General features: G+C 65.8%; 21 protein-coding genes. 10 read left to right on the forward strand and 11 right to left on the reverse strand.

What is annotated here, in order from left to right:
• Positions 1–305: 305 nt before the first annotated feature.
• Positions 306–2,531, reverse strand: coding sequence for a flippase activity-associated protein Agl23 (locus ACSC1R_RS03275; protein WP_439027642.1), 2,226 nt, complete (start codon positions 2,529–2,531; stop codon positions 306–308).
• A gap of 141 nt (positions 2,532–2,672) precedes the next feature.
• Between ACSC1R_RS03275 and ACSC1R_RS03280 the strand changes: the two genes are divergently transcribed.
• The 4 genes from ACSC1R_RS03280 to ACSC1R_RS03295 all read left to right on the forward strand — a co-directional run bounded on the left by ACSC1R_RS03280 (position 2,673) and on the right by ACSC1R_RS03295 (position 7,243).
• Entirely contained in the window at positions 2,673–3,737 is a 1,065-nt protein-coding gene (locus ACSC1R_RS03280) for a zinc-dependent alcohol dehydrogenase family protein (protein WP_439027643.1), read from the forward strand.
• A 200-nt stretch (positions 3,738–3,937) separates the two neighbouring features.
• Positions 3,938–5,083: a thiolase family protein gene (locus ACSC1R_RS03285; RefSeq protein WP_439027644.1), complete on the forward strand. Its 1,146-nt coding sequence runs from the start codon at positions 3,938–3,940 to the stop codon at positions 5,081–5,083.
• 846 nt (positions 5,084–5,929) lie between these two features.
• Complete coding sequence (locus ACSC1R_RS03290; protein WP_439027645.1) at positions 5,930–6,403, forward strand: HTH domain-containing protein; 474 nt, start codon at positions 5,930–5,932, stop codon at positions 6,401–6,403.
• Between the two features lie 72 nt (positions 6,404–6,475).
• On the forward strand, positions 6,476–7,243 hold the full coding sequence (locus tag ACSC1R_RS03295; protein WP_439027646.1) for an ABC transporter ATP-binding protein: 768 nt from the start codon (positions 6,476–6,478) through the stop codon (positions 7,241–7,243).
• A gap of 6 nt (positions 7,244–7,249) precedes the next feature.
• Here the strand turns inward: ACSC1R_RS03295 and ACSC1R_RS03300 are convergent, their stop codons facing one another.
• From ACSC1R_RS03300 to ACSC1R_RS03335, 8 genes are all read right to left on the reverse strand, one after another.
• Positions 7,250–7,780, reverse strand: coding sequence for a 2'-5' RNA ligase family protein (locus ACSC1R_RS03300; protein WP_439027647.1), 531 nt, complete (start codon positions 7,778–7,780; stop codon positions 7,250–7,252).
• Positions 7,781–9,460, reverse strand: a complete 1,680-nt coding sequence (locus ACSC1R_RS03305) for an aldehyde ferredoxin oxidoreductase family protein (protein ID WP_439027648.1) — start codon at positions 9,458–9,460, stop codon at positions 7,781–7,783.
• A 154-nt stretch (positions 9,461–9,614) separates the two neighbouring features.
• Positions 9,615–11,516 (reverse strand): cation:proton antiporter domain-containing protein, encoded by a 1,902-nt coding sequence (locus ACSC1R_RS03310; RefSeq protein ID WP_439027649.1) that lies wholly within the window; start codon positions 11,514–11,516, stop codon positions 9,615–9,617.
• A gap of 114 nt (positions 11,517–11,630) precedes the next feature.
• Positions 11,631–13,601, reverse strand: a complete 1,971-nt coding sequence (locus ACSC1R_RS03315) for an AMP-dependent synthetase/ligase (RefSeq protein ID WP_439027650.1) — start codon at positions 13,599–13,601, stop codon at positions 11,631–11,633.
• A gap of 99 nt (positions 13,602–13,700) precedes the next feature.
• Positions 13,701–15,689 carry an AMP-dependent synthetase/ligase gene (locus tag ACSC1R_RS03320; protein WP_439027651.1) on the reverse strand — a complete coding sequence of 663 codons (1,989 nt, stop codon included), beginning with the start codon at positions 15,687–15,689 and terminating at the stop codon, positions 13,701–13,703.
• A gap of 69 nt (positions 15,690–15,758) precedes the next feature.
• On the reverse strand, positions 15,759–17,714 hold the full coding sequence (locus ACSC1R_RS03325; RefSeq protein WP_439027652.1) for an AMP-dependent synthetase/ligase: 1,956 nt from the start codon (positions 17,712–17,714) through the stop codon (positions 15,759–15,761).
• A gap of 33 nt (positions 17,715–17,747) precedes the next feature.
• Positions 17,748–17,876, reverse strand: coding sequence for a hypothetical protein (locus ACSC1R_RS03330; protein WP_439027653.1), 129 nt, complete (start codon positions 17,874–17,876; stop codon positions 17,748–17,750).
• A gap of 175 nt (positions 17,877–18,051) precedes the next feature.
• Positions 18,052–18,963, reverse strand: coding sequence for an MBL fold metallo-hydrolase (locus tag ACSC1R_RS03335; protein ID WP_439027654.1), 912 nt, complete (start codon positions 18,961–18,963; stop codon positions 18,052–18,054).
• 135 nt (positions 18,964–19,098) lie between these two features.
• Between ACSC1R_RS03335 and serS the strand changes: the two genes are divergently transcribed.
• The 3 genes from serS to ACSC1R_RS03350 all read left to right on the forward strand — a co-directional run bounded on the left by serS (position 19,099) and on the right by ACSC1R_RS03350 (position 22,035).
• Positions 19,099–20,475, forward strand: a complete 1,377-nt coding sequence (gene serS, locus ACSC1R_RS03340) for a serine--tRNA ligase (protein WP_439027655.1) — start codon at positions 19,099–19,101, stop codon at positions 20,473–20,475.
• Between the two features lie 65 nt (positions 20,476–20,540).
• A complete protein-coding gene (locus ACSC1R_RS03345; RefSeq protein ID WP_439027656.1) occupies positions 20,541–20,798 on the forward strand; it encodes an SHOCT domain-containing protein in 258 nt (85 codons plus the stop codon).
• A gap of 94 nt (positions 20,799–20,892) precedes the next feature.
• Positions 20,893–22,035: an MBL fold metallo-hydrolase gene (locus ACSC1R_RS03350; protein ID WP_439027657.1), complete on the forward strand. Its 1,143-nt coding sequence runs from the start codon at positions 20,893–20,895 to the stop codon at positions 22,033–22,035.
• Positions 22,036–22,061: 26 nt separating this feature from the next.
• On the opposite strand, the gene ACSC1R_RS03355 is transcribed toward ACSC1R_RS03350, so the two are convergent.
• Positions 22,062–22,406: a nuclear transport factor 2 family protein gene (locus ACSC1R_RS03355; RefSeq protein ID WP_439027658.1), complete on the reverse strand. Its 345-nt coding sequence runs from the start codon at positions 22,404–22,406 to the stop codon at positions 22,062–22,064.
• A 40-nt stretch (positions 22,407–22,446) separates the two neighbouring features.
• Positions 22,447–23,328 carry a redoxin domain-containing protein gene (locus tag ACSC1R_RS03360; RefSeq protein ID WP_439027659.1) on the reverse strand — a complete coding sequence of 294 codons (882 nt, stop codon included), beginning with the start codon at positions 23,326–23,328 and terminating at the stop codon, positions 22,447–22,449.
• Positions 23,329–23,463: 135 nt separating this feature from the next.
• Between ACSC1R_RS03360 and ACSC1R_RS03365 the strand changes: the two genes are divergently transcribed.
• The 3 genes from ACSC1R_RS03365 to ACSC1R_RS03375 all read left to right on the forward strand — a co-directional run bounded on the left by ACSC1R_RS03365 (position 23,464) and on the right by ACSC1R_RS03375 (position 26,244).
• Positions 23,464–25,206, forward strand: coding sequence for a Rieske (2Fe-2S) protein (locus ACSC1R_RS03365; RefSeq protein ID WP_439027660.1), 1,743 nt, complete (start codon positions 23,464–23,466; stop codon positions 25,204–25,206).
• A 77-nt stretch (positions 25,207–25,283) separates the two neighbouring features.
• Complete coding sequence (locus ACSC1R_RS03370; RefSeq protein WP_439027661.1) at positions 25,284–25,700, forward strand: hypothetical protein; 417 nt, start codon at positions 25,284–25,286, stop codon at positions 25,698–25,700.
• 37 nt (positions 25,701–25,737) lie between these two features.
• A complete protein-coding gene (locus ACSC1R_RS03375) occupies positions 25,738–26,244 on the forward strand; it encodes a DUF367 family protein (RefSeq protein WP_439027662.1) in 507 nt (168 codons plus the stop codon).
• Positions 26,245–26,473 lie beyond the last annotated feature (229 nt).

Here is a 26,473-nt window from a genome sequence, read left to right on the forward strand (position 1 = left end):
GCGGAATCCGCGGTTCTCGTGGGGTGGGAGCATTCGACAGGGGGCGCCGGGCTACGCGACGCTGGGGTCGAGACAACCGCTCTGGCGCGCGCTGACGAGCGTGCTGAAAGCCGCGAGTCGGTAGCGCGCGAGGGATGAGTACCGGAGCGAAGTGAAACGAAGCGAGGAACGGAATCGGCTGGGGAGGGCGTGGTGCGGTGCTGTGTGGGGCTGTCATGGACGCCAGCGCGAGTTCGCCGGTAGTCACACCGGCGACCGAGAAACCACCGGCAGAGAAACCACCGACAGAAAGTCCAGCGAGACGGTCAGACCACAGACCGCACTGCCGGTGCGACGGGAGCGCGAACCGACGCCACCTCAATCGCGGGCTCGACAGCTCCGGCTTCGAGATCGGCAGCGCGGTCGCCACGTTCAGAACCGGACTCCGCCTCTGCCAGCGCGTCCTCGTCGATGTAAATCATGAACGGCGTCCCGGGACCGTAGCCCTCGTCGGTCCGGTTGGTGGTCAGGAACCGCTGGAACTCCCTGGCCTCGTAGCCGTTGTCGAGCGCCCAGCCGTGTATCTCCTCGGCGTCGTCGCCGTTGCTCCCGTTCCCGATGGCGACGATGACCGGCGGCCGGGACTCGTCGAGTTCGGTCAGCGAGAGCGTCGAATCGTAGTTGAAGGCGGCGTCCGGGTCGGAGAGCGCCCGGTGCTGGTACATATCCATGTACCACATCAACGTCCGGCGGTCGAAGTAGCCACCACCGGCGTGTGGTTGCAGGTTGTCGGACTCGTTCGAGACGTAGTACTTGTTCCCGTAGAACATGACGTCCGTCTCGGTCGGCCCACCTTCCTGGTAGCCGACGCGTTCGACGTCCGCGAGGGTGTCCTTGAGGTCGGTGCTGGAGGACTGGGCGTACTGGACCAGCTTGTTGTCGGTGGCCTGCGGTTCGGCGTACACCAGGGTCGCGGCCGGCATCGCGATGAACATGAGGACCACGAGGACGACCACGGCCGAGAGCGCGACGCCGACCGCGTCGTCGTCGGTGAAGGCGTCGATGCCCCACCGGAAGACGATGGCGAGGCCGACCGCGGCCGGGATCGCCAGCGGGAAGATGGCGTGCGTGGTCGCCCAGCCGGCGCGGATGTCGGTCGCGATGGGGTACCCCAGGATACTGACGAAGCCCCAGTATGCACACAGCGAGACGAAGTCACGTGGACCGTGGTTGGAGTAGCGGTCGACGACGAAGCCGATGATGGCGAACAGCAACACGACCAGCGCGCCGTCCAGCATGACGTTCACGTAGTGCTCGAAAAAGGAGAGGAACGGGTTGCCGTGGCCGCCGCCCCACTGGCCCACGAACTGCTCCCACGAGCCGACGAGGGACTCCCAGACGATAGCGCCGAACATGTTCACGTCGGCCGTGCCGATAGCCTTCCAGAGGCCGATGTCCATGCCTGCCTGTTCCGGACCGGGCCAGCCCGCGACGCCCTCCTCGGTGAAGCCGCCGCCGCGGGGTGCGTAGAACAGCACGATGATGGCGACGAACTCCACGACCAGCGACGCCGCGAAGCCGGCGGACACCCAGTTCCGGCTCCACCAGCGCAGGTGTCGGTCGACGAGGATGCCGCCGTTGGCTCGCCGTGCCTCGGTCCAGGTCGCCCGCACGTCGAACGGCGCGAGCCAGTCGAGGTAGTCGACGAAGACCGAGAGCGTGGACTCGCCCCGGGCGGGTGCCCGGAACAGCCGGTGGTCGAGCAAGAGCGCGGCCGCGCCGAGCCAGCACACCGGGTAGAGCAGGGCGTTCTCCTTTGTCGTCATCGCGAGCGCGAAGGCGGCCACCCCGGCGACGAGGTGCCATCGCTTGCGGTCGTCGGTGTACCGCACGAAAAAGCCCAGCGCGAACGCCATGAAGACGACGAGCGGGATGTCCTCGCGCATGAACCGCGAGTAGTACAGCAACACGGGATTGAACGCGAACAGGAGGCCCAGCGCGACGACTTCCGTGTCCCGCAGGTGCTTGCGGTAGAGCCACGCCGCCAGCGGGAGGGACGCCCCGAGGAGGGCCGGGACGAGCCGGGACGTGAAGTCGGAGGGGCCGAGGAACTGGAAGACGAACTTGTTCACGTGGAAGAGGAACGGCCCGTGGACGATGGGGCGGTACTCCCAGACGCCGCTCTCGAGGTACCTGAGAATCCAGTACGCGACTCGTCCTTCGTCCTGGTGGGCGACGCGCTGACCGAGCCACACCAGCCTGGCAGCCAGTCCAGCGACGACGAGGACGACCAGTGCGCCGAGTGCGCGGTCCGTGGAGGGGAACGGGACGCTGTCGGCCAGGTCGCGTGTTCGTTCGCGTTCCTGCGCGGCGAGTGCTTCGGTGGGTGTCGCCGCGTCGTCGGACCCGGGCTCGGCTGACTCCGACGTGGCCGACGACGCCGACGACGTCGCTCCGTCGCCGACAGACTGAACGCCACCGCCGGAGCCCCCGTCGGCCTGGGCGGCGTCCGCCGACGGACGGTCGGGCGAGTGCGGGGACTCGTCTGACATTAGTGGCGCAGAGTAACACAGCGGGTATACGCTTTTTGGGTTCGCCTGGACGTCTGGACGGGTGGTCTGAGCCTCAGCGGGGTGATGCTTGCAGGGACAGGCCGAACAAACGTGTGGTGTGCAAACAATGTACAGGATGCTATGCAGGCAGTCGTACTCGAAGCGTTCAAAGAACCGCTCCAGGTACAGGACGTCGACCGACCAGAAGTGACACCCGAGGGCATCATCGCCCGGGTCGACGGCTGCGGGGTCTGCCGGAGCGACTGGCATTGCTGGCAAGGAGACTGGGACTGGTTCGGGTACCGCCCGGACCCGCCGCACATCCTCGGCCACGAACCCTGTGGCACAGTCGTCGAGGTCGGCGAAGAGGTCGAGTCCGTCACCGAAGGCGACCGCATCGCCATCCCGTTCAACTTCGCGTGCGGGAAGTGCAGCCTCTGTCGGAACGGCCACGAGAACATCTGTGAGAACCACGTCGGCCTCGGCTTCATGAACGAAGCCCCCGGCGCGTTCGCCGAAGAGGTCCACGTCCCGAACGCGGACATCAACGCGGTCCCGCTCCCGGACGGCATCTCGACCGACACGGCGGCCGGCATCGGCTGCCGGTTCATGACCTCCTACCACGCCATGGCCCACCAGGGAGACGTGGGCGACGGCGAGTCCGTGGTCGTCCACGGCTGTGGCGGCATCGGGCTCTCGGCCATCCACATCGCGAACGCGCTCGGGGCGAACCCCATCGCGGTGGACATCCAGGACGAGAAACTGGAGAAGGCGGAGTCACTCGGCGCGGTCGCGACCGTCGACGCCAGCCAGGGTGACCCGGTGAAAGAAGTCCACGACATCACCGACGGCGGGGCCGACGTCTCGGTCGACGCCCTCGGCATCGAGACCACCTGTCGGAACGCGGTGGACAGCCTCGGGAAGGGCGGCCGCCACGTGCAGGTCGGCCTCACCACGTCGGAAGAAGCGGGGGAGATTCCGCTCCCGACCGACGAGTTCGTCGCCAAGGAGATACAGTTCGTCGGGTCGCTCGGCCTCCAGCCGTCGCGCTACCCCGAGATGCTCTCGATGATAGAGACGGGGAAGATCGACCCGACGAAACTCGTCGAGAAGACCATCGACATCCAGCAGGTCCCAGACGAACTCGCCGCGATGAGTGACTACGGCACCCTCGGCATCCCCGTCTGTACTGACTTCACTGCGTGAGCCAGAGCGCAGAACCCACCGGTATCGACGCAACTACTTTTCGGTTGAAATCCATCCCTGTTCGAACGATGCTGCTGTAAGTGTCCACAACAGACCACGAGACACCCAATCAAGTTTTTTCCGCCAGTGGAAATAAACTCCTGGCGAGATTACTCGGGGTTCTACGGTGATTTAAGGGGCAGGACCACGAGGTACCCATCATGGCAGCGAACACACCCGTCATCGCGGCAGCGTACCGGACACCGCAGGGGAAGAAGGATGGGGTCTACTCCGAGATTCGGGGCGAGGACCTCGCCGTCCCCCTCATCGACGAGATTCTCGCGGAGACCGGTCTCAGCGGCGAGGACGTCGACGACCTCATGTGGGGCTGTGCGCAACAGCGTGGCCACCAGGACAACAACGTCGCCCGGGTCATCGCGCTCATGTCCGAACTCGGCGAGAGCGTCCCCGCGACGACCATCAACCGCTGGTGTGCCTCCTCGATGCAGTCCGTCATCTCCGCCAGCGACGCCGTCGCCGCGGGCAACCGCGACTGCGTCATCGCGGGTGGCTTCGAGCACATGACGAACGTCCCCATGGAGGGTGGGATGGACGGCCGGAGCTTCCACCCCGACTTCCAGGACATGTACAACATGATCGAACTCCAGATGGGAATGACCGCGGAGAAGGTCGCCCGGGAGTACGACGTGTCCCGCGAGGCCCAGGACCGCTACGCCGTCCAGAGCCAGCAGCGCGCCGCGGCCGCCACCGAGGAAGGTCGCTTCGACGACGAGATAATCCCCATCGAGACGCCCGACGGTACCGTCACCGAGGACGAAGGTATCCGCCCCGGAACCGACTTCGAGACGCTCCAGAGCCTCCCCACGGTGTTCATGGAGGACGTGACCGCCGGGAACTCCAGCCAGATTTCCGACGGCGCGGCCGCGACGCTCGTCACCTCGAAGGCGTTCGCCGAGGAGCACGACCTCGAGATTCTCGCCGAGGTCGGCATGAACAACGTCGCCGGCGTCGACCCGACCGTCATGGGCATCGGCCCGGTCCCCGCGACCCGCGGCCTGCTGGAGCGCAACGGCCGTGACATCGAGGACTACGACCTCGTCGAACTGAACGAGGCGTTCGCCTCCCAGACCGTCTACGCCCGCGACGAACTCGGCATCGACAACGACATCTTCAACGTCAACGGCGGCGCCATCGCCATCGGTCACCCGCTGGGTGCCTCCGGCGCACGCCTGCCCGTGACGCTCATCCACGAGCTGCGCAAGCGCGGCGGCGGTCTCGGACTGGCGACCCTGTGCGTGGGCTTTGGCCAGGGTGCAGCCATCGAGTTCGAAGTCGAGGGCGAGTAAGGGCTTTCACGTTCGCTTTTTGCTCCAGCTTTTGCGAGCACTTCGCGCCGCGAGTAGCTGTATCGCTCGCGGCGCGAGATGCGAGACAAAAGGTGGTCGTGCCAGGGTGCAGCCATCGAGTTCGAAGTCGAAGGCGAGTAAGGGCTTTCACGTTCGCTTGTTGCTCCAGCTGTTGCGAGCGAGGGGCGAGCCTCCATCTCGTCGCTGTATTCGGTCGTGAGAGTGTCTTCGCGGCCGATATTTTGGCCATACCGGGAACGTTCAGCCGACGCGACTGTCGGCGGTCGGAACCAGTCGGTGCTCGTCGCCCCGAAACGGTGCCCGTCCACGTCGGTGAAGCCACCGAACTATCAAGAATCGGACCACACGTCGAGATGAGTGGTCCAGAAACCGTCAGTCAGGGTCGTCCAGACGAACAGCCGGTAGGGGAGGGTGAACATGCGCTCTCGGTCGATTCGAACCCATCAGAACCGTGGTTGTACCCGATATCGAACAGAGCTACAGGTTGAGTGACCAGTCGCCAGATAGCTCCGTTAATTGAATAGTCCATATTCAGACCTCTCAGCAAGACATTACCTGTAGTCAAAATAGTGAGATATAGTTGAGGTTGTACGACGGATTCGAGTAATCATGCGCGCGGACTGTTGTTGTACGCCCTAACGTGCCACTAGTTGTGGACGACCGCTCGACAGGAGGACAGTCTTTCTTTTCGATACGTTCGAGAAAACCGAGGTGCTGCAGCGACCCGTGAGGACGACCACTCAGCAGGACGTGTCAAATAACAATTGTGTTAATTTGTGACATACACCCACATACCTTAGGTTCTCCCGTCCCATCTGTACAGGCATGACCGGGGAATTTCCGACCGGAACTCGGCTGGAGCTCTGGCTCCGGCCGTCGTGCGAATGGATGTGCAGACACGAGAAGGGCCTCGTCGAGTGTACCAAGGCACTCGCGGACGCTGGCGTCGTTGACGAGGTCCAGGTAGAGCAGTGGGGAAAGTACGCTCCCATCGACCCCGCAGACGCCAGCACCGAGTCCGAGCGCAAAGCGAGCGACCGACTCGCCGAGTACCGCGGGTGGGCGAACGAGGAAGGCGTGGAACTCCGGGCGTTCTCGCGGACGGCCGTGCTCACGCGGGGTGGTGAGCCGGTGACGATGCAGGTGCTCCCGCTCGTCGCCCTGGCCGCCTACGACGAAGACGAGGAGTTGCTGTGGGTCGTCCCCCACGGCAAGGGGGCGGAAGCGGTCAGCGCCACCCAGCGGCTGGACGAACTCGAAGCGCTCGCGTCCGAAGACCGCGTGCTGGTGGCGGACTGAGGACGGACGAACGGCCATTTTCTGCGACCGGTTGCGCGAAGTTTCTTACTACGCCCGGGTGAACGCCACCGTATGGCAGTCCCCGCCATCGAGACCGACGGCCTCACCAAGGAGTACGACGGGACACGAGCCGTCGACGACCTCGACCTCGACATCGAACCCGGGACGGTGTACGGGTTCCTCGGCCCCAACGGGGCCGGGAAGACGACGACCATGCGGATGCTCACGACGCTCATCCGGCCGAGTTCGGGCACCGCCAGGGTCGCCGGCGAACCCGTCACCGACCGTGACGCCGTCACCCCCAACATCGGCTACCTCCCCGAGGAGCCGCCGCTGTACGACGAGTTGACCGGTCGCGAGCAGTTGACCTACATCGCAGGCCTGCGCGACCTCCCCGACGACGAGGCCCGCGAGCGAATCGACTCCCTGCTGCGACGGTTCGACCTCTACGAGGACGCCGACAAGCGCATCGACGCCTACTCGAAGGGGATGCGCCAGAAGACCGGCGTCATCCAGGCGGTGCTCCACCGACCCGACGTAGTGTTCCTCGACGAACCGACCTCGGGGCTGGACCCCCGCGCGGCGAGGACCATGCGCGACACCATCGCCGACCTCGCCGAACAGCGGATGACCGTCTTCCTCTCGACGCACATCCTCCCCGTCGTGGACGAACTCGCGGACCGCATCGGCGTCCTCCACGACGGCCGACTCGTCGCCGAAGGGAGCCCTGAGGAACTGAAGCGGCGCGCCGAGACCGGCGAAGGCCGCAGTCTCGAAGAGGTGTTCCTCGAAGTGACGACGGAGGTCGCAGAGACGCCCGCGGAATCCGCGATGGAGTGACCTGGCTCAGAACTCCACGCGAGAACAGATCCGCGTCTCACCGTCGTTCGACTCCAGGTGGGCGATGTCTTCGATTCGCATCTCCCAGTCGAGCGAGCGCTCCGAGAGGAACGACACCACGTCGCCCACCAGTTCCGGTTCGAGGCTGTAGTACGCCAGCGTGACGTGTGGGAACCACCGTTCCGGGTGGTAGTAGTGGTCGGCGTGGTCCGCGAAGTCGGTGAGGCTCGTCCAGAGTCGTTCGTGCAGCGCGGCCAGCGCTGGCGACCGCGCCAGCGGGAGGTAGACGACGGGCGCTTCCGTGAACACGCCGAGCCCACTCGTGTGGACGGTGAACGGGTCGACCTCGGGAGTCACCGAGTGCAGGCGCGATTCGACCGTCGACTTGTCGTACTTCTGGGCGACGTGATAGGAGATGTGCGGGGGTGGGAGTTCGCCGGCCGGGTCGATACCGAACTCCGCGTGCAGGTCATCCCAGAGGTCCAGGACGCGCTGGTGGTGGTCGTCCGGCAACGTGGAGATGACCGCGGAGTTCATCTAGTCGTCCGCGGAGGCGTGGCCGGAGACGTTGCTGTCCGGGACCGTCCCGTCGTCGTTCCAGCCGCGGGTCTCGTAGTACTCCGAGAGCGCCGCCTCGAACTCCGGCAGGTCGTACGGCAGTCGGTCGTCGTCGCGGTCGAAGCCGCGCTGGTTGTTGAAGTGCCGTTCGAGTTCGACGATACGCGCGCCGATGTCGAGCAGGTCGTCGTAGTCCGCATCGAGCAACGCGCCGAGTGTCTCGTCGTCGACGAAGTCGCGCGAGAACTTGCAGACGACGCCGGAGTCGAGCACCGCGGAGTGGTTCTCCTTCTCGACGAGCTTTGGAGGCTTGCCCTCCAGCCCCTCCTTCGGTACCGCCTGGTCCTTCCCGACGAGCGGGTACTCCAGCGAGTAGAACTCGGCGTACATGTGGTCTGCGCCGCGGTTCGCGGTGGCGAAGGCGAGGCCCTGCCCGTTCAGGGTGCGGCCGTCGTGTGCGGAGAACTCCATGCCCTTTACGGACCAGTTCTCGACGCCCAGTTCCTCGTGACAGCGCGCGACACCCTCCGCGAGCGTGTCACCGACACCCTCACGCCTGGCTATCTTCTCGACCGTCTCGTGGACGAGGTCGGCGTTCCCGAACTCGTCCTCGCTGGCGAGGTACGCAGAGACTACGTCCCCGCAGGAGATGGTGTCCATGCCGAATTCGTCGCACAGTTCGTTCGACTGCATCACGTCGACCACGTCGTCGATGCCCGCGTTCGAGCCGAACGCCATCACGGTCTCGTACTCCGGGCCCTCGGTCTCGATGCCCGACTCCTCGTCTTTCGTCGGCAGCTTGCAGGCGAACGCACACGAGGAACAGGTACCCTTCTTGTACTTCTTCTCCTCGACGGCGTCGCCACCGATGCCGTCTGCGCCCTCGAACGAGAGCTCGGAGAAGTACCGCGTCGGCAGCGCCTCGACGTGGTTCGCGTACGAGGTGACGCTCGTCGTCCCCTGTCGGCGCATGATGTGGTCGCTGGTCGCGGCCTCGCGGTGGACGTCCATCTGTACGTCGGGGATAGTCACGTCGGGCGTGGCGTCCCCGTCGAAGGTGATGGCCTTGACGTTCTTCGACCCGAGGACGGCGCCGAGGCCGCCGCGGCCGAAGGCACGAGTCTCTGTCGTCATGATGGACGCGAACCGGACCAGGTTCTCACCGGCCGGGCCGATGCAGGCGACCTGGTCCTCGCCCAGCCCGTGGGTCTCCTCCATGTACTCGGAGACCTCGGAGGTCGTCGCACCTTCGAGTTCCGGCACCTCCTCGAACTCGACGCCTTCGTCGGTGACGTGGATGGCGAGCAGTTCGTCGCTCGCACCGGTCACCTCGACCGCGCTGTTCCCGGTTCCCGTGAAGTTCCGGGACATGAAGCCGCCCGCGTTCGAGGAGAGCAGGCCGTTCGTGAGCGGCGAGACACCGGTACAGCTCATCCGGCCGGTGAACGACATCTGCGACATCTGCATCGGGCCAGTGGTGAAGAACAGAGAGTTCTCGGCGTCGAACGGGTCCACGTCGAACGGGATGCGGTCGTGCGCGAGTTTCGTCCCGACCCCCCGGCCGCCGACGAACGATTCGAGGACGTCGTCGATGTCCGCCGTCTGTGTCTCGCGGGCACCGACATCGAGCGTGAGTAACGGACCAACTGCGTGGTTCATGCTCCGAGATAACGGGCTGTTCCCGATAAACGTTGTTGCAAGACTCGCCAGCGAGCGGCGAGTCTGACAGCTCGGTGAGAGGAAACCACGGCGAACCGGACGGGCCAACAGCAGGGGTGTGACCGCCAGCAGAAACGTACCAGTCGACGGGGAGTCAGTCGCTCGGGTTACAGAGGTTCATCGCCTCGCGGACGCCCTCGCGACGCCCGAGCAGGGTGATGCGGTCGCCAGCCTGCATCGTGAAGTCGGCGTCGGGGACCTGCGTGTCACCGTTCCGACTGACGAGCGCGATGAGACAGCCCTCGGGGAGTTCCGGCCCGATTTCGCGGACGGTCCGGCCGACGAGGGCGTCCGAGGTCACCTCGATCTCCTGGACGTCACCGGTCCGGCCGATGTGAGTCATCCAGTTCGCGAGCGCGGGCCGTTCTATCTCGTTGTCGATGGCCCACGCCGTCGCCATCGCCGAGGAGATGGTCCGCACGCCGAGGTCTTCGAACGCCTCGACGTTGTCCGGGTTGTTCGCCCGGGCGATGATGGTCTCGATGTCGAACTTGCTGTTTGCGAGCTGTGCCACGAGGAGGTTCGCGTCGTCGTCACCGGTGGCCGCCACGAGTATCTTCGCGTTGGCGACACCTGCCGAGTGCAACACGTCGGTGTCGGTGCCGTCGCCCTTGTGGACCGTGTAGCCGGCCTCCCGGGCGGTTTCGACTATCTCGGGGTTCTTCTCGATGATGACGACGTTCTCCCCTCGGTCTTCGAGGCGGGCGGCGAGCTGTCGACCCACCTTGCCGCCTCCGATTACGAGTACACGCATTGGAATCACGTCGAGTAGTTCTGCGATCTGTCTGGCGAGTCCGGCCTCGAACACGACCGTCACGAGGATGACGAGGAAGACGGTCCCGACGAGGATGTCCGCGCCGGCCTGGTTGTATATCGCCGACTCCGTGTTCGAGAGTTCGAGTGCGAACAGGGTCGCGACCGACGCCGGGATGATACCGCGGGGACCGACGAGGCTGATGAACCAGCGCTCGTTGGTGGTAAAGCGGTTCCCGGTCGTGCTGAGGAACACCAGCGCCGGCCGGAGAACGATCGCCACGAAGACGACGAGCGCGATGCCCTGCCAGCCGAGATCGAACAGCTTCTCGAACTCCAGCAACGCGGCGAGCGCGATGAACACGAACGAGAGCACGACCAGCGTCACGTCACCCTTGAACGACTCTATCTGCTCTTCGTAGGGCAGGTCGGCGTTCCCGAGCACGATGCCGGCTGTCGCGGTCGCGGCGACGCCCGCCTCGGAGTAAATCTCGTTCGCGACCGCGAACGCGACGACCGCCCCCGCCAGGGTGAGCAGCCGTGCGTTCTGCGGTGCGTTGGCGGGCGAGAGGTCGACGTGCCGGAGCAGGTACCAGACGATGCCGGCGACGACGAGGCCCACCAGGATGCCCGTCCCGAGCCGTTCTGCGAACAGCTGGACGTACTCGGTGACGCCCGGCTCTTGCACCCGGAACGTCTCGAAGATGACGACGGCGAGGATGGCCGCGGTCACGTCGTTGACGATACCTTCGGTCTCCAGCACCGCCTCGACGCGGTCGCGGACCGCGACCACTTCGAGAATCGGGGTGATGACCGTCGGCCCGGTGGCGACCAGCAGCGACCCGACGAGGAACGAGATGCCCCACGACGCGTCGAGCAAGTAGTGGACGCCGACGGCCGTGCCGACGAACGAGATTGCCGCCCCGAGGGTGACGAGTCGGAACGTCGCCGAGGGTGCCTCCCTGAGCTTGTCCAGTTTGAGATGGAACGCGCCCTCGAAGACGATGATGGCGACCGCGAAGCCGACGATGGCCGACAGTGGAGTCGGACCGCCGAACGTCTCCAGCGTCACCAGCCCCAGCACCTCGGGCCCGACGATGATGCCCGTGATGATGAGGAACAGCACGCTCGGCACGCGGAACCGGTCGCCGAGTACCTGTGCCCCCACACCCAGCGCGAGTATCAGCGCTACGAGTGCGAGGAGGCTACTACTGCCGCCCGCAGCAGCTGTCAGGGCTAGCACGACGCGTCACCTCGGGTGTCCGCCATGTGGCCGGGAGGAGGGACGCCGGTGTTATAAACGACCCGTTTGCCGTCGAAAGGTTCCGGCAATCGGGCACTGGATTCCGGGCCCGGTTCAGTTCCTCGGCGGGGACTCGGCCGCCTTCGCCTCCTCGTAGATGTCGAAGACGAAGTCCTCGTAGCGCTCGCGAATCTTCCCGCGCTTTTTCTTCATCGTCGGGGTCAACAGCCCGTTCTCCTCGGTGAACTCCTCGGGGACCAGCCGGAACTCTTTGATCTGTTCGTGCTTCTCGAATCGCTCGTTGATGCGGTCGACCTCGGCCTGGATGGTCTCGACGACCGCCGGATTCCGGCAGATTGCCTTCTGGTCGTCCGGGAGGTCCTCGTCGACGACCTCCCGTATCGCCTCGAAGTTCGGAACGATGAGCGCCGAGATGAACTTCTCTCCGTCACCCACGACGAGCACCTGCTCGACGGTACGGAGTGACGCGAACGCGTCCTCGATGGGTGCCGGCGCGACGTTCTTGCCCGTCGAGAGCACGAGCAACTGCTTGGCTCGCTCGCGGAACACGAGGAAGCCGTCAGGGCGCTCCTGGACGATGTCGCCGGTCCGGAAGTAACCGTCGTCGGTGAACGCCTTCTCGGTTTCCTCGGGCTTGTTCCAGTACCCGTCAGTGACGTTGGGGCCCCTGATGAGCAACTCGCCGAACTTCCCGAGCGCGTCCGTGAACTTGCCCTCAGGGACGACCGTGGTGTCGATGCGAATCTCCTGGTCGTGGATGGCCGGGCCGATGGTCCCGATCTTCGGCTCCTCCGGCGGGTTGGTCGAGACGACCGGCGCGGCCTCCGTGAGCCCGTATCCCTCGTATATCGGGAGCCCCATCCCGTGGTACAGCGTGCACAGCTCCGCCGAGAGCGTCCCGCCGCCACTGATGAGGAAGTCGACGTTCCCGCCGAGGGCCTGGCGAACGTCACTGAAGACCAGCCTGTCCGCCAGCCAGTAGCGCAGTTTCAGCATCTGGCCGGGCCTGTCCGCGCGGTAGTAGTCTCGACTGACCCCGGTCGCCCAGTTGAACACGCGCTCTTTGAACGACGACTCCTCGGCCTGCTCGCGGATGGCGTCGTATATCTTCTCGTACACCCGCGGGACACTGGTCGCGGTGTTCGGCTGGACGGCCTGGAAGTCCTCTTTCAGGGTGTCGACGCTCTCGGCGTAGCCGATGCACGCGCCGGCGGCGAACTGCATGAAGTGCCCCGCGAGGCGCTCGAAGACGTGCGCAAGCGGCAGATAGGAGACGGTCTGCGTGTTCTCGTCGACCGTGGGGTACTTCTCGGACTTGTCGGGGCGCGGGCCGTAGCGCCGGTAGACCTGATTCACGTTCGCCCGGAAGTTCCCGTGGGTCAGTTTCACGCCCTTGGGCTGGCCGGTCGTCCCCGACGTGTACACCAGACTCGCGAGGTCGTCCATCTCGACCGCGTCGATCCAGTTCTGGTAGTCGTCCTCGTCGAACCGTCTCTTCCCCTGCTCGTACACGTCCGCGAGCGTGTAGATACCGTCGCGGTCGTCGTACTCTGCGGAGAGCGTGTCCATCGAGATGATGAACCGCGTGTCGAGCGAGTCGACGACCTCCAGGACCCGTTCGAGCAACGCCTCGTTCTGGACGACCACGCCGGTCGCGCCAGGGTCGCCGAGCAGGTACTTGATCTGCTCGGGTGAGGACGACTTGTACACCGTCGTCACGGTCGCACCGGCGGCGAGCAGTGCGAAGTCACACTGCGCCCACTCCATCCGTGTATCGGAGAACATCCCGACACGCTGGCCGTGTTGCACGCCGAGCGCCCGGAATCCCGCCGCCAGGTTCCGGACGACGTCTCGCATCTCCGCGTACGTGAGTGTCGCGAACTCGCCGTCCGGGGCCGCATCGAGTGCGCCCGTCTCGGCCAGTGCCCGGTCGTGGACCCCACCCTTGTACTGCTGTGCCGCCGTGTCGGCGTGTCGCGCCGCGCTCTCCTCGAACATCCGTGCCAGGTTGTTCTCGACGAGCACCTCGTCCGAGAACTCCCGTTCTGCCTCCCGCCAGTCCATAGTCTGGCACGAAACACACGGTACACTACATAAAAGTTTATGGCAGATTGACTGGTTTACGCCGGTTTATCCCGAGACGGCTCTCCGGACCGATACCCGTCAGTTCGCCGGGGCGGCGTCTGTCGACTGCTCCTCGCCGTAGATGTCTTCGAGCAGGTGCTCGTACCGCTGTTTAATCTTCAGACGCTTCTTCTTCAGCGTCGGCGTCAGAAGGTCGTTCTCGTCGGTCCACTCCTCGGCCACCAGCCGGAACGCCCCCACCTTCTCGTGCTTCTCGAAACTCTCGTTCGCCTCGTCGATGGCCGCCTCGACCTGCTCCCGGGTGAACTCGTGAGTGCAGAGTTCCTCGTCGCTCGCGGGCAGGTCGACGCCCTCGCTGGCGGCCCGCGAGCGAACCTCGTCCACGTTCGGGACCACGAGCGCGGAGACGAACTTCTCGTCGTCCCCGGTTATCATCACCTGCTCGACGACCGGATCGTCGGAGACCTTGCTCTCGATCGGCTGTGGCGCGAGGTTCTTCCCGGTCGAGAGGACGAGCAACTGCTTCGAGCGCTCGCGGAACACGAAGTAGCCGTCCGGACGTTTCGTGACGATGTCGCCGGTCCGGAACCAGCGCTCACCGTCCCCGTCCTCGGTGAACGACGCCGCTGTCTCCGTCGGTTTGTTCCAGTAGCCGTCGGTCACCTGTGGTCCTTTGACGAGGAGTTCACCCGTCTCACCGAGGGTGTCACTGAGGTCGCCCTCCGGCACGACGGCCTTGTCTAGCCTGATGTCCGTCTCCTGGACCGCCGGGCCGATGGTCCCGACTTTGGGCTCCTCCGGCGGGTTCGCGGTCACACCCGGGGCCGTCTCGGTGAGCCCGTACGCCTCCCAGAGCGGGAGGCCCATCCCGTTGTACAGCGCCGCGAGTTCCGGCGAGATGCTCCCGCCGGCCGAGAGCATCGCTTCGACGTTCCCACCCAGCGCCTCACGGACCGTCGAGAAGACGAGTTTGTCCGCGAGCCACATCTTCGCGTCGAGGACGGCCCCGGGCGAGGATGTGTGGTGTTGCTCCCGGGCGACACCGGTCGCCCAGTTGAAGATGCGCTCTTTGAACGACGACTCCTGTGCCTGCTCCCTGATAGCGTCGTAGAGCTTCTCGAACACCCGGGGAACCGCGAGGGCGACGGTCGGCTGGAGCAACTGGAAGTCCTCTTTCAGGGTGTCGGGACTCTCCGCAAAGCCCACACAGCTCCCGACGGTGTACATGTGGAAGTGGCCCGCGTGTCGCTCGAAGACGTGCGCCAACGGGAGGAACGAGATGGTCTGTGCGTCACCGGTGTCGGGAACCCCACTGGGGCGGTTCGGCCGCGGCCCGTACCGGCGCAGCATCTGGTTCATGTTCGCCCGGAAGTTCCGGTGCGTGAGCTGGACGCCCTTGGGCTGGCCGGTCGTCCCCGACGTGTACACCAGACTCGCGAGGTCGTCGACGTCGATATCGTCTATCCAGCCCTGGTAGGTCGCCTCGTCGAACCGTCTCTTGCCCTGTTCGTACACCTCCCCGAGGGTGTAGATACCGTCTCGTTCCTCGTACTCGGGGTCGATGTCGTCCATCACCACGATGAAGCGCACGTCCAGGGCGTCGACGACCTGCTCGACCCGTTCGAGCAGGTCCTGATTCTCGACGACGACGCCGACGGCCCCCGAGTCACCGAGGAGGTACTGGACCTGGTCCGGCGAGGACGACCGGTACACCGTCGTCACCACGCCACCGGCCGCCAGCAGCGCGAAGTCGCTCTGGGCCCACTCCATCCGCGTGTCCGAGAAGATGCCCACTCGCTGGCCGTGTTGCACGCCGAGCGCCCGGAACCCAGCCGCCAGGTTCCGGACGACGTCCCCCATCTCGTCGTAGGTGAGTGTCGCGAACTCGCCGTCTGGCGCGGCGTCGACCACACCACGAGACACCAGTGAGCGGTCGTAGATGCCGCCCTTGTACTTCTGTGCGGGTTTTCCGCCGTATCGCTCGACACTCTTCTCGTAGGTCCGGGGCAGCGGTTCCATCGCGATGACGGCACCATCGAACGCCCGTTCTGCGTCCCGCCAGTCCATGATATGACACTGGATGGCACGGTGTGGGTTAAGCGTTGTAGCCGACAGGTGACAGAAAACGCGGCCGAATCAGTCCTCTTCGTACAGTTTCGCGATTTCGTCGGCGTACCGCTCCTGGATGTTGCGACGTTTCTTCTTCATCGTCGGCGTGAGCATGTCGTTCTCCTCGGTGAACTCCTCGGGCACCAGCCGGAACTGCTTGATTCGTTCGTGCTTCTCGAAGTCCCGGTTGAGGCGGTCGACTTCCTCCTGAATCGTCTCGCGGACGAACTCGTGTGCACAGAACGCCCCGGGGTTCTCGGGGAGGTCGACTCCCTCGGCGGCGGCGAGCGACCGCAGTCGCTCCGCGTTCGGGACGATGATACCCCCGATGAACTTCTCGCCGTCACCGACGACCATGCACTGTTCGACCACCTGTGACGACGCGAACGCGTCCTCGATGGGTGCCGGCGCGACGTTCTTGCCCGTCGAGAGCACGAGAAGCTGTTTCGAGCGCTCGCGGAATTCCAGGTAGTCGTCGTCGCGCTGGTGGACGATGTCGCCGGTCCGGAACCAGCGCTCGCCCTCGTCGTCCACGGTGAACGCCCGGTTCGTCTCCCCCGGCTTCTGCCAGTACCCCTGGGTCACCGTCTCGCCTTTCACGAGCAACTCGCCGACGGTTCCCGGGTCGTCCGCGAACGGCTCCTGGTCGACCGCGCTCTCGTCGACTCTCACCTCGACGCCGGGGAGCGGCGGTCCGATGGTCCCGATCTTCGGCTCCTCCGGTGGATTGACGCTGACGACCGGCGAGGTCTCGGTGAGCCCGTAGCCTTCGAGGATAGGCAGCCCCATCCCGTGGTACAGCGCACACAGTTCGGCCGAGAGTGAGCCACCGCCGCTCAGCAGGTAGTCGACGTTCCCACCGAGGGCGTCACGCACCTTCTTGAACACGAGGCGGTCCGCGACGGCCGCCTTGGCCCGGAGCGCGATACCCGGGTTCTCGGTCGTGTGGAACTCCTTGCCGACGTCGGTCGCCCACTCGAATATCTTCAGTCGCGTGTCGGACTCCGCCGCCTGCTCGCGGATGGCGTCGTATATCTTCTCGTACACTCGCGGGACGCTGGTCGCCGCCGTCGGCTTCACGAGTTCGAAGTCGGCCTGCAGGGTGTCGGGGCTCTCGGCGTACCCGACCGCCGCGCCGGACGCGAACATGATGAAGTGCCCGGCGGTTCGCTCGAAGACGTGTGCGAGCGGGAGATACGACACACTGCGTGTGTTCTCGTCGATGACCGGGGTGTCGCCCTTGTCCGGTCGCGGGCCGTACCGCTTTCGTATCTGGTTCACGTTCGCCCGGAAGTTCCCGTGCGTCAGCTGGACGCCCTTGGGCTGGCCCGTCGTGCCGGAGGTGTAGATGAGGCTCGCGAGGTCGTCCCACTCGCGCTCGTCGACCCACCCCTGGTAGGTGTCCTCGTCGAATATCTCGGCCCCGCGGTCGTGGACCTCGTTCAACGTGTAGATGTCCTCGCGGTCGTGGAAGCCCTCGATCCAGTCCATCACGACGATGAACTCCAGGTCGAGGTCGTCTTCGACCTCCAGCACACGGTTCATCGCGTCGGCGTTCTCGACCACCACGCCGTCGGCGTTCGGGTCGTCGAGCAGGTACTGGACCTGTTTCTTCGAGGAGCCGGAGTAGACGGTCGTGACGACTGCCCCGGCCGCGAGCAGTGCGAAGTCACACTGTGCCCACTCCATCCGCGTGTTCGAGAACAGCCCGACACGGTCACCGGCCTCGACGCCGATGTCCCGGAACCCGGCCGCCAGGTGGCGGACGATGGACTGCATGTCGGTGTAGCTGATGGCCCGGAACTCCTCGTCGGGCACCTCCGGAAGCACCGTCTCGGTCAGCGACCGGTGGTACACGCCACCCTTGTACAGCTGTGCCGGGCGGTCGGCGTACCGCTCGGCGGCCTCCTCGAACATCCGAGCGAGGTTCGTTCGCCCGATGACCTCGTCGTCGTAGTCCCGCTCCGCGTCCTGCCAGTTCATATCACACCCAAGCAGGGCAAAGAGAATAAAAACCTATGAACTTTCGGTCGGTTTTTCGGCGGTCGTCAGCGTCGACGGCGCGTCGAACGTCGGTTCGGAGACGTTCCGGTCCGAGAGCGCGACGTTCGGGCCCGAGACGTGTGTCCAGTTGTACTGGTGCACGTCACGGTCCGGGTGGTCGGGGCCGAGAGCGTGTGCGTCGTCGACGCCAACATTCTAACCGATACTGTTGGATTCGACGACGCTCGCTCAACGCGGAATGCTGACGGAGCGAGAACCAGTCATCCGAGAAGAATCAACAGCGGGTAGGAGGACGCATGCTAGCGAATCGAGCCGTTCAGTTCTCCTTCGTGTTCAGGTACCGTAACACGCCCCGGGCGTTCATCGCCGCCTCCGCACGCGCTTTCCGCTCACCCCACACCTCACCCATCTCGGTGTTCTCGACGAAGTACTCGACGACCGCGTCGTCGTCTTCGAGTTCCTCGCGCACCTCCCCGACGGTGGCGACCCACGCCTCCAGTTGCGCCTGGTACTCCGTGAGCCGGTCCCCGGTCGAAGCCGGGCCGAAGTGCGGGTACAACAGCGCCGACGGTGCGATGGCGCGAATCTTCTCCACGTCGTCGATTGCCTGTTCCAGGTCGAACTGCGGCGGCGGCGTCGTCTCCCGGACGCGGTCGTGGGTCGGCACGTAGATACCGGCTGCGTCGGCCACGAACACGGCGTCGTTGGTCGGGTCGTAGAAGATGTGCTGGTGGGGAGCGTGCCCGGGGGCCTCGGTCGCGTGGAGTGAGTGGTTCCCGAGCCTGATGACGTCCCCGTCAGCGAGTTCACGAATCCGCGCTTCGGAGACCGGTTTCGGCTCGGCGTACCACTCTATCTGGTCGCCGACCGCCTCCTTCGTTCCCTCCCAGAGCCGGGACGGGTCGACGAGGTGGCGCGCCCCGCGTTCGTGGACGGCGACCGTCGCGTTCGGACACGCCTCGGCGAGATAGCCCGCACCTCCGGCGTGGTCGAGGTGGACGTGGGTCGGCACGAGGTACGCCACGTCGCCAGGCGCGATGTCGAGTTCGTCGAGGGCGTCGAGGATTCGCTCGTAGTGCGTTCCGATACCGGTGTCTACGATGGCCACCTGGTCTGCGTCGAGGATGTACACCGCGCCGTACTCGCCGGTGTCGTACATCCCCGTATCGACGTAGTAGAGGTCTGTACACTCACCTATCGTAACTTCACGAAGATCGCCTGGATCCATGTGTAGAGGCGCAACCCGAACGGGGAAAAAGATTCAGTCGAGATGGCCAAGCAGTGCGTTTCGGGAGCGTGCCTGTGCCACGCCTGACCACGGTTCCGATACGGTTTTCCCGGGGCCTCGTGAAGGATTCGGCAAATGCTTGACCGCCGGTACATCCGAGAGAATCCGGAAGAGGTCCGCGAGAGCCTCACAAACCGAGGCTACGACGTGGACCTCGACGAGATTCTCGCCATGGACGAGGAGTGGCGCGAACTCAAGGCGAAAGGCGACGACCTCCGCCACGAGCGCAACACGGTGAGCCAGAAAATCGGCCAGCTGAAACAGGAGGGCAAAGACGAGAAAGCCCAGGAGGCCATCGAGCGCTCGAGCGAACTCAAAGAGAAACTCGAAGACATCGAAGACCGCGCCGACGAACTCGACGCGGAACTCGACCAGCGCCTGCTCGAGATTCCACAGGTCCCCGACGAGTCGGTCCCAGTCGGCGAAGACGAGTCGGACAACGTCGAAGAGGAACGCTGGGGCTTCGACGACCTGCGGGACCTGCCCGACGAGGTGACCCCGCACTACGACCTCGGCGAGGACCTCGACATCATCGACGAGGCCCGTGGCGCGAAGACCACCGGTGCTGGCTTCTACTTCCTCAAGGGCGACGGCGCGCGACTCGAACACGCGCTCATCCAGTTCATGCTGGACGTCCACCGCGAGCAGGACTACGTGGACGTGTTCCCGCCGGTCCCCGTCAAGTCGACCTCGATGCGCGGCACCGGCCAGCTGCCGAAGTTCAACGAGGACGCCTACCGCATCGGCGGCGACGAATTCGACGACTACGACGACGACGACCTCTGGCTCTGCCCGACCGCCGAGGTCCCGGTCACGAACATGTACCGTGACGACATCCTCCTCCGTGAGGACCTGCCACTCAAACACCAGGCCTACACGCCGAACTTCCGGCGCGAGGCCGGGGAGCACGGGACCGAAACCAGGGGAATCGTCCGCGTCCACCAGTTCAACAAGGTCGAACTCGTCAACTTCGTCGAACCCGAAGACAGCTACGACCGCCTCGAAGAACTGGTCGAGGAGGCCGCCGAAGTGCTCGAACGCCTCGGCCTGCCCTACCGCGTGCTGAACCTCTGCACCGGCGACCTCACCTTCGCAAGCGCGAAGACGTACGACCTCGAAGTGTGGGCCCCCGGTACCGAGAGCGACGACGCGCCAGCGGGACTCGGTGGGCGCTGGCTCGAAGTGTCGAGCGCGTCGAACTTCGAGGACTTCCAGGCTCGTCGCGCCGGCATCCGCTTCCGCCGCGAGCACCACGAGAGCGCGGAGTACCTCCACACGCTCAACGCGTCGGGCACCGCCGTCGGCCGCGTGATGGTCGCCATCCTCGAGTACTACCAGAACGAGGACGGCACCGTCACCGTCCCCGAGGCCCTGCGCCCGTACATGGGCGGCACCGAGGTCATCGAGGGCCACGAGCCGGTCGGCGAGAGCGCCCTCGGCACGGGCGAGTAACACCGACCGCTCCGGGCAGGGACTCCACAGAAAGTTGATTCGGCGTGAGACCGAACTCGAAGACGATGGTCCTCGCACTCGACACCCTGTCTCCCCTCTTCGTCGGGGGAATCGGCGCCCCGGAGCTCGTCATCATCCTGCTCGTCTTCGGCGTCCCCGCCGTCCTCGTCCTCCTCGCCGCCGGTATCGGTCGGGAACTCCTGGGCGGTGACGACGGAGACCCCGCGCTCGAAACCCTTCGCGAGGAGTACGCCCGCGGCGACATCGACCGTGCAGAGTACGAGGAGCGCCGGGACGTCCTCGTCGGCGAGGACCGAGACTGAACAGCGGCTATCGACGGGTCCGACACCCCGTCCGAGTACAATATTGTCAAGGCCGCTCATTTTTGTCCCGGACGCCGCTACCGCCGACAGACCCATGACGGACCACATCTCACCCGAGCAGTTCCGCGACCTGCAGGACTCAGCGAACTCCTACGCCCTCATCGACACCCGCGGCGAGGAGAGCTACGAGTCGTGGCACGTCCCCGGCGCGGTGAACCACCCCTTCGGCCCGTCGGACGACCTGGACGAGCCCGAACGGCGGGAACTCGACCGGAAGACGACGGACACCGACACCGCGGTCACCATCTGTGCGAAAGGGGTCACCTCCGAGGACCTCGCCGAGGCGCTCGACGATTGGGGCGCGTTCGAGGACGTGTACGTGGTCGAAGACGGCATGCGCGGCTGGAGCCAGGTGTACGACGTCGCGCCGGTCCGGACCGGCGACCCAGAGATATACCAGGTCCAGCGCCGCGCGAAGGGCTGTCTCGGCTACGTCGTCGGGTCCGGTGGCGAGGCGGCGGTCGTCGACCCCACACGGAACACCGACGTCTTCCGGACCGTCGCCGAGAACGCGGGGCTGGACGTCACCCACGTCCTCGACACCCACGTGCACGCCGACCACCTCTCTGGCGGCCGCGACCTCTCGGACGACCTCGGCGTCCCGTACCACCTCGGAGCGGCGGCCACCGAGCGCAGCGTCGAGTACGAGTACGAGCCGCTCGAACACGGCGACACCGTCACCGTCGGTTCCACGACCATCGAGGCGCTTCACACGCCCGGCCACACCTCCGAGATGCAAAGTTACCTGGTCGACGACGAGGCGGTCCTGACCGCCGACACCCTGTTCGTCGATTCGACCGGCCGGACCGAACTGGAGTTCGACGAGGACGCTGGCAGAGAGGGTGCGCGACAGCTCTACGAGTCGCTCTCGGAGGTGCTCCTCACCCTGCCCGACGACGTCACCGTCCTTCCCGGGCACGTCACGGTCGAGGACGACGGGACCTTCGCCACTGGCACGCCAGGTGAACCGATATCCACGACCATCGGCGCGGCGAAGGCCGCCATCGACGTGCTCGACGTGGACGAGGAGACGTTCGTCACACAGCACGTCGAGAACCTGCCCGAGAAGCCACCGAACTACGAGACCGTCATCGACGTGAACCGCGGGAAGGACACGGTCGACGAGGAAGAACGAGAGGTCGACCTCGAACTCGGCCCCAACAACTGCTCTGCCTGACGCGGCAGGTGCCCGGAGGCACGCGACTAGTTGGTGTACGTCCGCAGGGTGGCGATCTCGCCGTCAGCCACTTCGAACACGTCCACGAACCGGACCAGTACCTCGCCGTCGTCCGTCACCACCCGACCGCGGACCGCCGTCTCCCTCCCGTTCGAAGAGACGTTCTCGTTCCGGTAGACCGCGTCGACGACGTGGGTCGTGTCGGTCCGCGGCCGGTCCTCGCGCACGAACCGGACGAACGCCTCACGGCCCTCGAAGGTGCGGTCGGGGCGGTGCTGGACGAACTCGGGTGAGAGCACCGACCGGAGCGACTCGTACGCGCCGTCGTCCAGGGCGCGATAGTACGTCACGACGGGCTCGGCGAAGTCCATGGTCGCGCGTTCGGCCCGATGGTAGAAAGGTCCGTCGCGCTCACTCCCGGCCCGGAAAGAGCGACCCCGGCTTCCGCAGTTCGTCACCGGTGCTGGCGCGTTCGTGGTGGCGCTCCGCGTCGGACTGGTACTCGGCCGCGAGCTCCGCTTCGCCCGCGTCGAAGTGCTCGGCCGACCGCGCGTACCACTTCGCCGCCCGCCGGTAGTCGTCGCTCCGGGTCCGTGCGTCCTCGGCCGCCGCCTCCACCTCGTCGGACTCGGAGAACCGCTTCGCAGAGCGGAAGCTCTCCGCTGCCGCGTCGAAGTACGCGACCGCCTCGTCGAACTGCTCGACCGCTCCCTCCCACGCCGCCATCTCGTACACGGACCACGCCGTCTCGAACCGGTCGTGGCCGCCGCCGTAGTGTTCGAACCCGCGGGCGTAGCGCTGGATGGCGGTTCTGTCGTCTCGCACGTCGTCGAGCGCTGCACGGACTTCCCCGAGCTCGGGGACGACCCGCTGGTCTTCGGTCGTCCACGTGTACCGGATTCGCTGGCGGTCGTCGATGACGAACACCGAGCGCTGGGCGATGTTGCGATGACCACGCCAGTCTGCCATGCAGACGCCGTACTCCGTCGCGACCTCGCCGATAGAATCCGACAGCAGCGGGTAGGTGATGTTGTTCGTTTCGGCGAACCGCCGGTGGCTGAACACGGAGTCACCGGAGATGCCGAACAGGGTCACGTCAGCGTCGAGGTTCAGGAGGTCGAAGTCCTGCATCGTACAGAGTGACGTCGTACACGTCGGACTGAAGTCGGCGGGGTAGAACGCGAGGACGACGACGTCCTCGCGAAGCGCCTCCGACAGCGAGAACTCACCGATCTCACCGTTTTCCACGCCGGGGAGGGCGAAGTCCGGTGCGTGCGAACCAACCGAGAGCATGCAATTGCCTTGCACCCCTCCCACCTTAGCTCTGGTCGCCAGCGCAGGCCGTGTCCACTCCGGCCAGAACGACAGAACAGTTACAGGAACCGGCTTCAGGGAACGGTTTTCCGACCCGCGGCCGAACCACGAGCCATGGCAACATCCGACGATTCGTTCGTCCCGGTCGCATCACTCGCCGAACTGGAGGCAGACGGGCGAAAACTCGTGACCCCCGGTGGACACGCCATCGCGGTGTTCCACCACGAAGGCGAGGTCCGCGCGGTCGACAACCGGTGTCCGCACATGGGCTTCCCACTCGCCGACGGGACCGTCGACGAGGGCGTCCTCACCTGCCACTGGCACCACGCCCGCTTCGAACTCTCGTGTGGCGATACGTTCGACCCCTGGGCCGACGACGTGCAGACGTACCCGGTCGAAGTACGCGATGGCGAGGTGTTCGTGGACCTGGACCCGCCGCTGGATGTGGACCCCGCAGACCACTGGGCGAGCAGGCTCGACACGGGGCTCGAAGAGAACCTGCGGCTGGTCGTCGCCAAGGCCACCATCGGCCTGCTGAACGAGCAAATCGACCCCGTCGACCCGCTCACACAGGGCGTTCGATTCGGGACGCGATACCGCGAGCAGGGCTGGTCGTCCGGCCTGACCATCCTCGCTGCCATGGCGAACGTCATCCCCGAACTCGACGACGAGGACCAGAAGCGTGCGCTCTACACCGGTCTTCGCCACGTCGCCTCGGACTGCGCCGGGCAGGCCCCGAACTTCGACCAGCCATCGTTCTCCACGCGGGAGGTCACCCCCGAACGCCTCGAATCGTGGTTCCGCGAGAACGTCGAGGTCCGCGACGCCGACGGGGCCGAGCGCGTGCTCCGGACCGCGGTGGCGACCTGCGACCGTGAGCAGGTCGAGACGATGCTGTTCGCCGCCGCGACCGACCATCGCTACCTCGATTCGGGGCACTCGTTCGACTTCGTCAACAAGGCCATCGAGACGCTCGAGCACATCGGCTGGGATGGCGCGGACGACACGCTCGCGAGCCTCGTCGAGCGCCTGACCGACGCCCAGCGCAGCGAGGAGCTCTCCTCGTGGCGACAGCCGGTCGACCTCGCCGGCTTGCTGGACGACGCGTTCGCCGACCTCGACGACCTGGCCGCCCGCGGCGAGGGCGAGTCCTGGACCGAACCCGAGGACTTCCAGGACACCCTGCTGTCTGACGACCCCCACGCCATCGTCGATGCGCTGTGCGAGGCCATCGAGAACGGCGCGACGACCGAGAACCTGGCACACTCCGTGGCGCACGCCGCCGCGACTCGTGTCGCCCGGTTCGGCACCGCCAACGAGTTCTCCGACTGGAACACGGTGCATCACACGTTCACCTACGCGAACGCGGTCCACCAGGCGACCCGTCGGGTGGACGCGACCGAACTCTACCGCGGCGTCTTCGACGCCGCCGTGAACGTCTACCTGGACCGCTTCCTGAACACGCCCCCGGCACCGATTCCCGACCCCGACAGCAGCGACCGCGACCCGGACGCGGTGCTCGACGACCTCCGCGAGACGTTCGACGAGGAAGGGCAGGTGAACGAGGCAGGAAGACTCGTCGGGGAGTTCGTCGACTGCGGCGGCGACCCCGCCGAGTTGAAGCGGACGCTCGGGCACTGTCTGCTGCGCGAAGACGCCGGTTTCCATACCCTGCAGGCACTGGAAGCAGGCTTCCGGCAGTTCGACCTCGCGACCGACGCGCACAGGAAGCGGGTCGCGATGGTCGCGGTCGCCCGGTACATGGCGGCGCACTTCCCCACGCGGCGCGAGGCCGAACAGACCTTCAGCATCGCGTCGCGACTGCTCCGCGGGGAGGCGGTCCACGAGGCGGAATGACAGCGTCCCGGTAGCCCGACTCCGGACGACAGACCCCTGACGCGGCGTTTTTCACCTCGCGGCTCCTGCATCCGCACATGCTTCGCTTCGAAGTCCACGGTGTCTACGGCGGCTGGGAGGCCGCCGTGACGGGGCCCTCCGACCACGTCGAGTTCGGCGTCGAACAGGCGGGCACGCCCGTGTTACACACCTACGGCTCCATGCACTCCCTGCTCCGGCTGTACGACCTCGCCCGGCTGGAACAGCCCCGTCACCCGCGGTTTCTCGGCTACGACGTGCACGAGGGGCCGAACGGTATCACCCTCGACTTCCAGGCGGCCCGGGTCGAGACGACGTACCCGGAGCTCCGGGAGGCGATGGAACCGTTCCTCGCCGAGGTATTCGAGAAACTCGACGGGCAGACTGTCGGCGACCGCGACGACCACATCGACACCATCCTCGACCGTGACGAAGTGCTGGTCGACCTGCACGAGCTCCGCGACCGACTCGGGTAGCGAGGCGCTTTTCTCTCTCGACCGGGAACCGTCCCGCGTGAACCTCCACGTCCGCTACGAGGGTGACGACGACCCGAAAAAGTGCACGGCGCGAAAGCTCGCGCGGTTCGACCTCGCCGAGTTGCACCGCTCGAACCGCGCAACCCCGTACGGCGTCGTCCTCAACCCCCACGCGGAGCAGGCGCTCTCGCCAGCGGACGCGGACGCCTCGAACCTCGTCGCGCTGGACTGCTCGTGGGAGACCGCCGAGGCCGCGATGTTCGAGATGCCCGGCGAGCACCGGGCGCTCCCGTTCCTCGTCGCGGCGAACCCCGTGAACTACGGCCGCCCGTTCAAGCTGACGACGGTCGAGGCGCTGGCGGCGGCGCTGTGCATCCTCGGCGAGCGCGACCACGCCGAAGAGATTCTCGCGAAGTTCCGGTGGGGCGAGACCTTCCTGACGCTGAACGAGGAGCCGCTGCGGCGCTACAGCGAGTGCGCAGATTCGACCGAGGTTGTCGCGGTGCAGGACGACTATCTCGCGGACGAAGACGACGAAGAGTGAACGAGAGAACGGTCGCTGTCGGACCTGACTAGCGAACAGACGGCACGATGCCCGGTGTAGGCACGCGAGTGGGTGCCGTGCGACCGCTGTCACTCGCGCGGTGGGTCGTCAGTGCATGGCGAGTCTGGGCCCGCCATCGTACTTGAATCGTCGTGCAGGCGTCGATGTCGGGCCTCGAAAGACGACGAGCCGACTCGGAAACGCTTTTATCCGCACCCACGTGAAATCA

Source organism: Haloarchaeobius ordinarius (assembly GCF_051801355.1).
GTDB lineage: Archaea > Halobacteriota > Halobacteria > Halobacteriales > Natrialbaceae > Haloarchaeobius.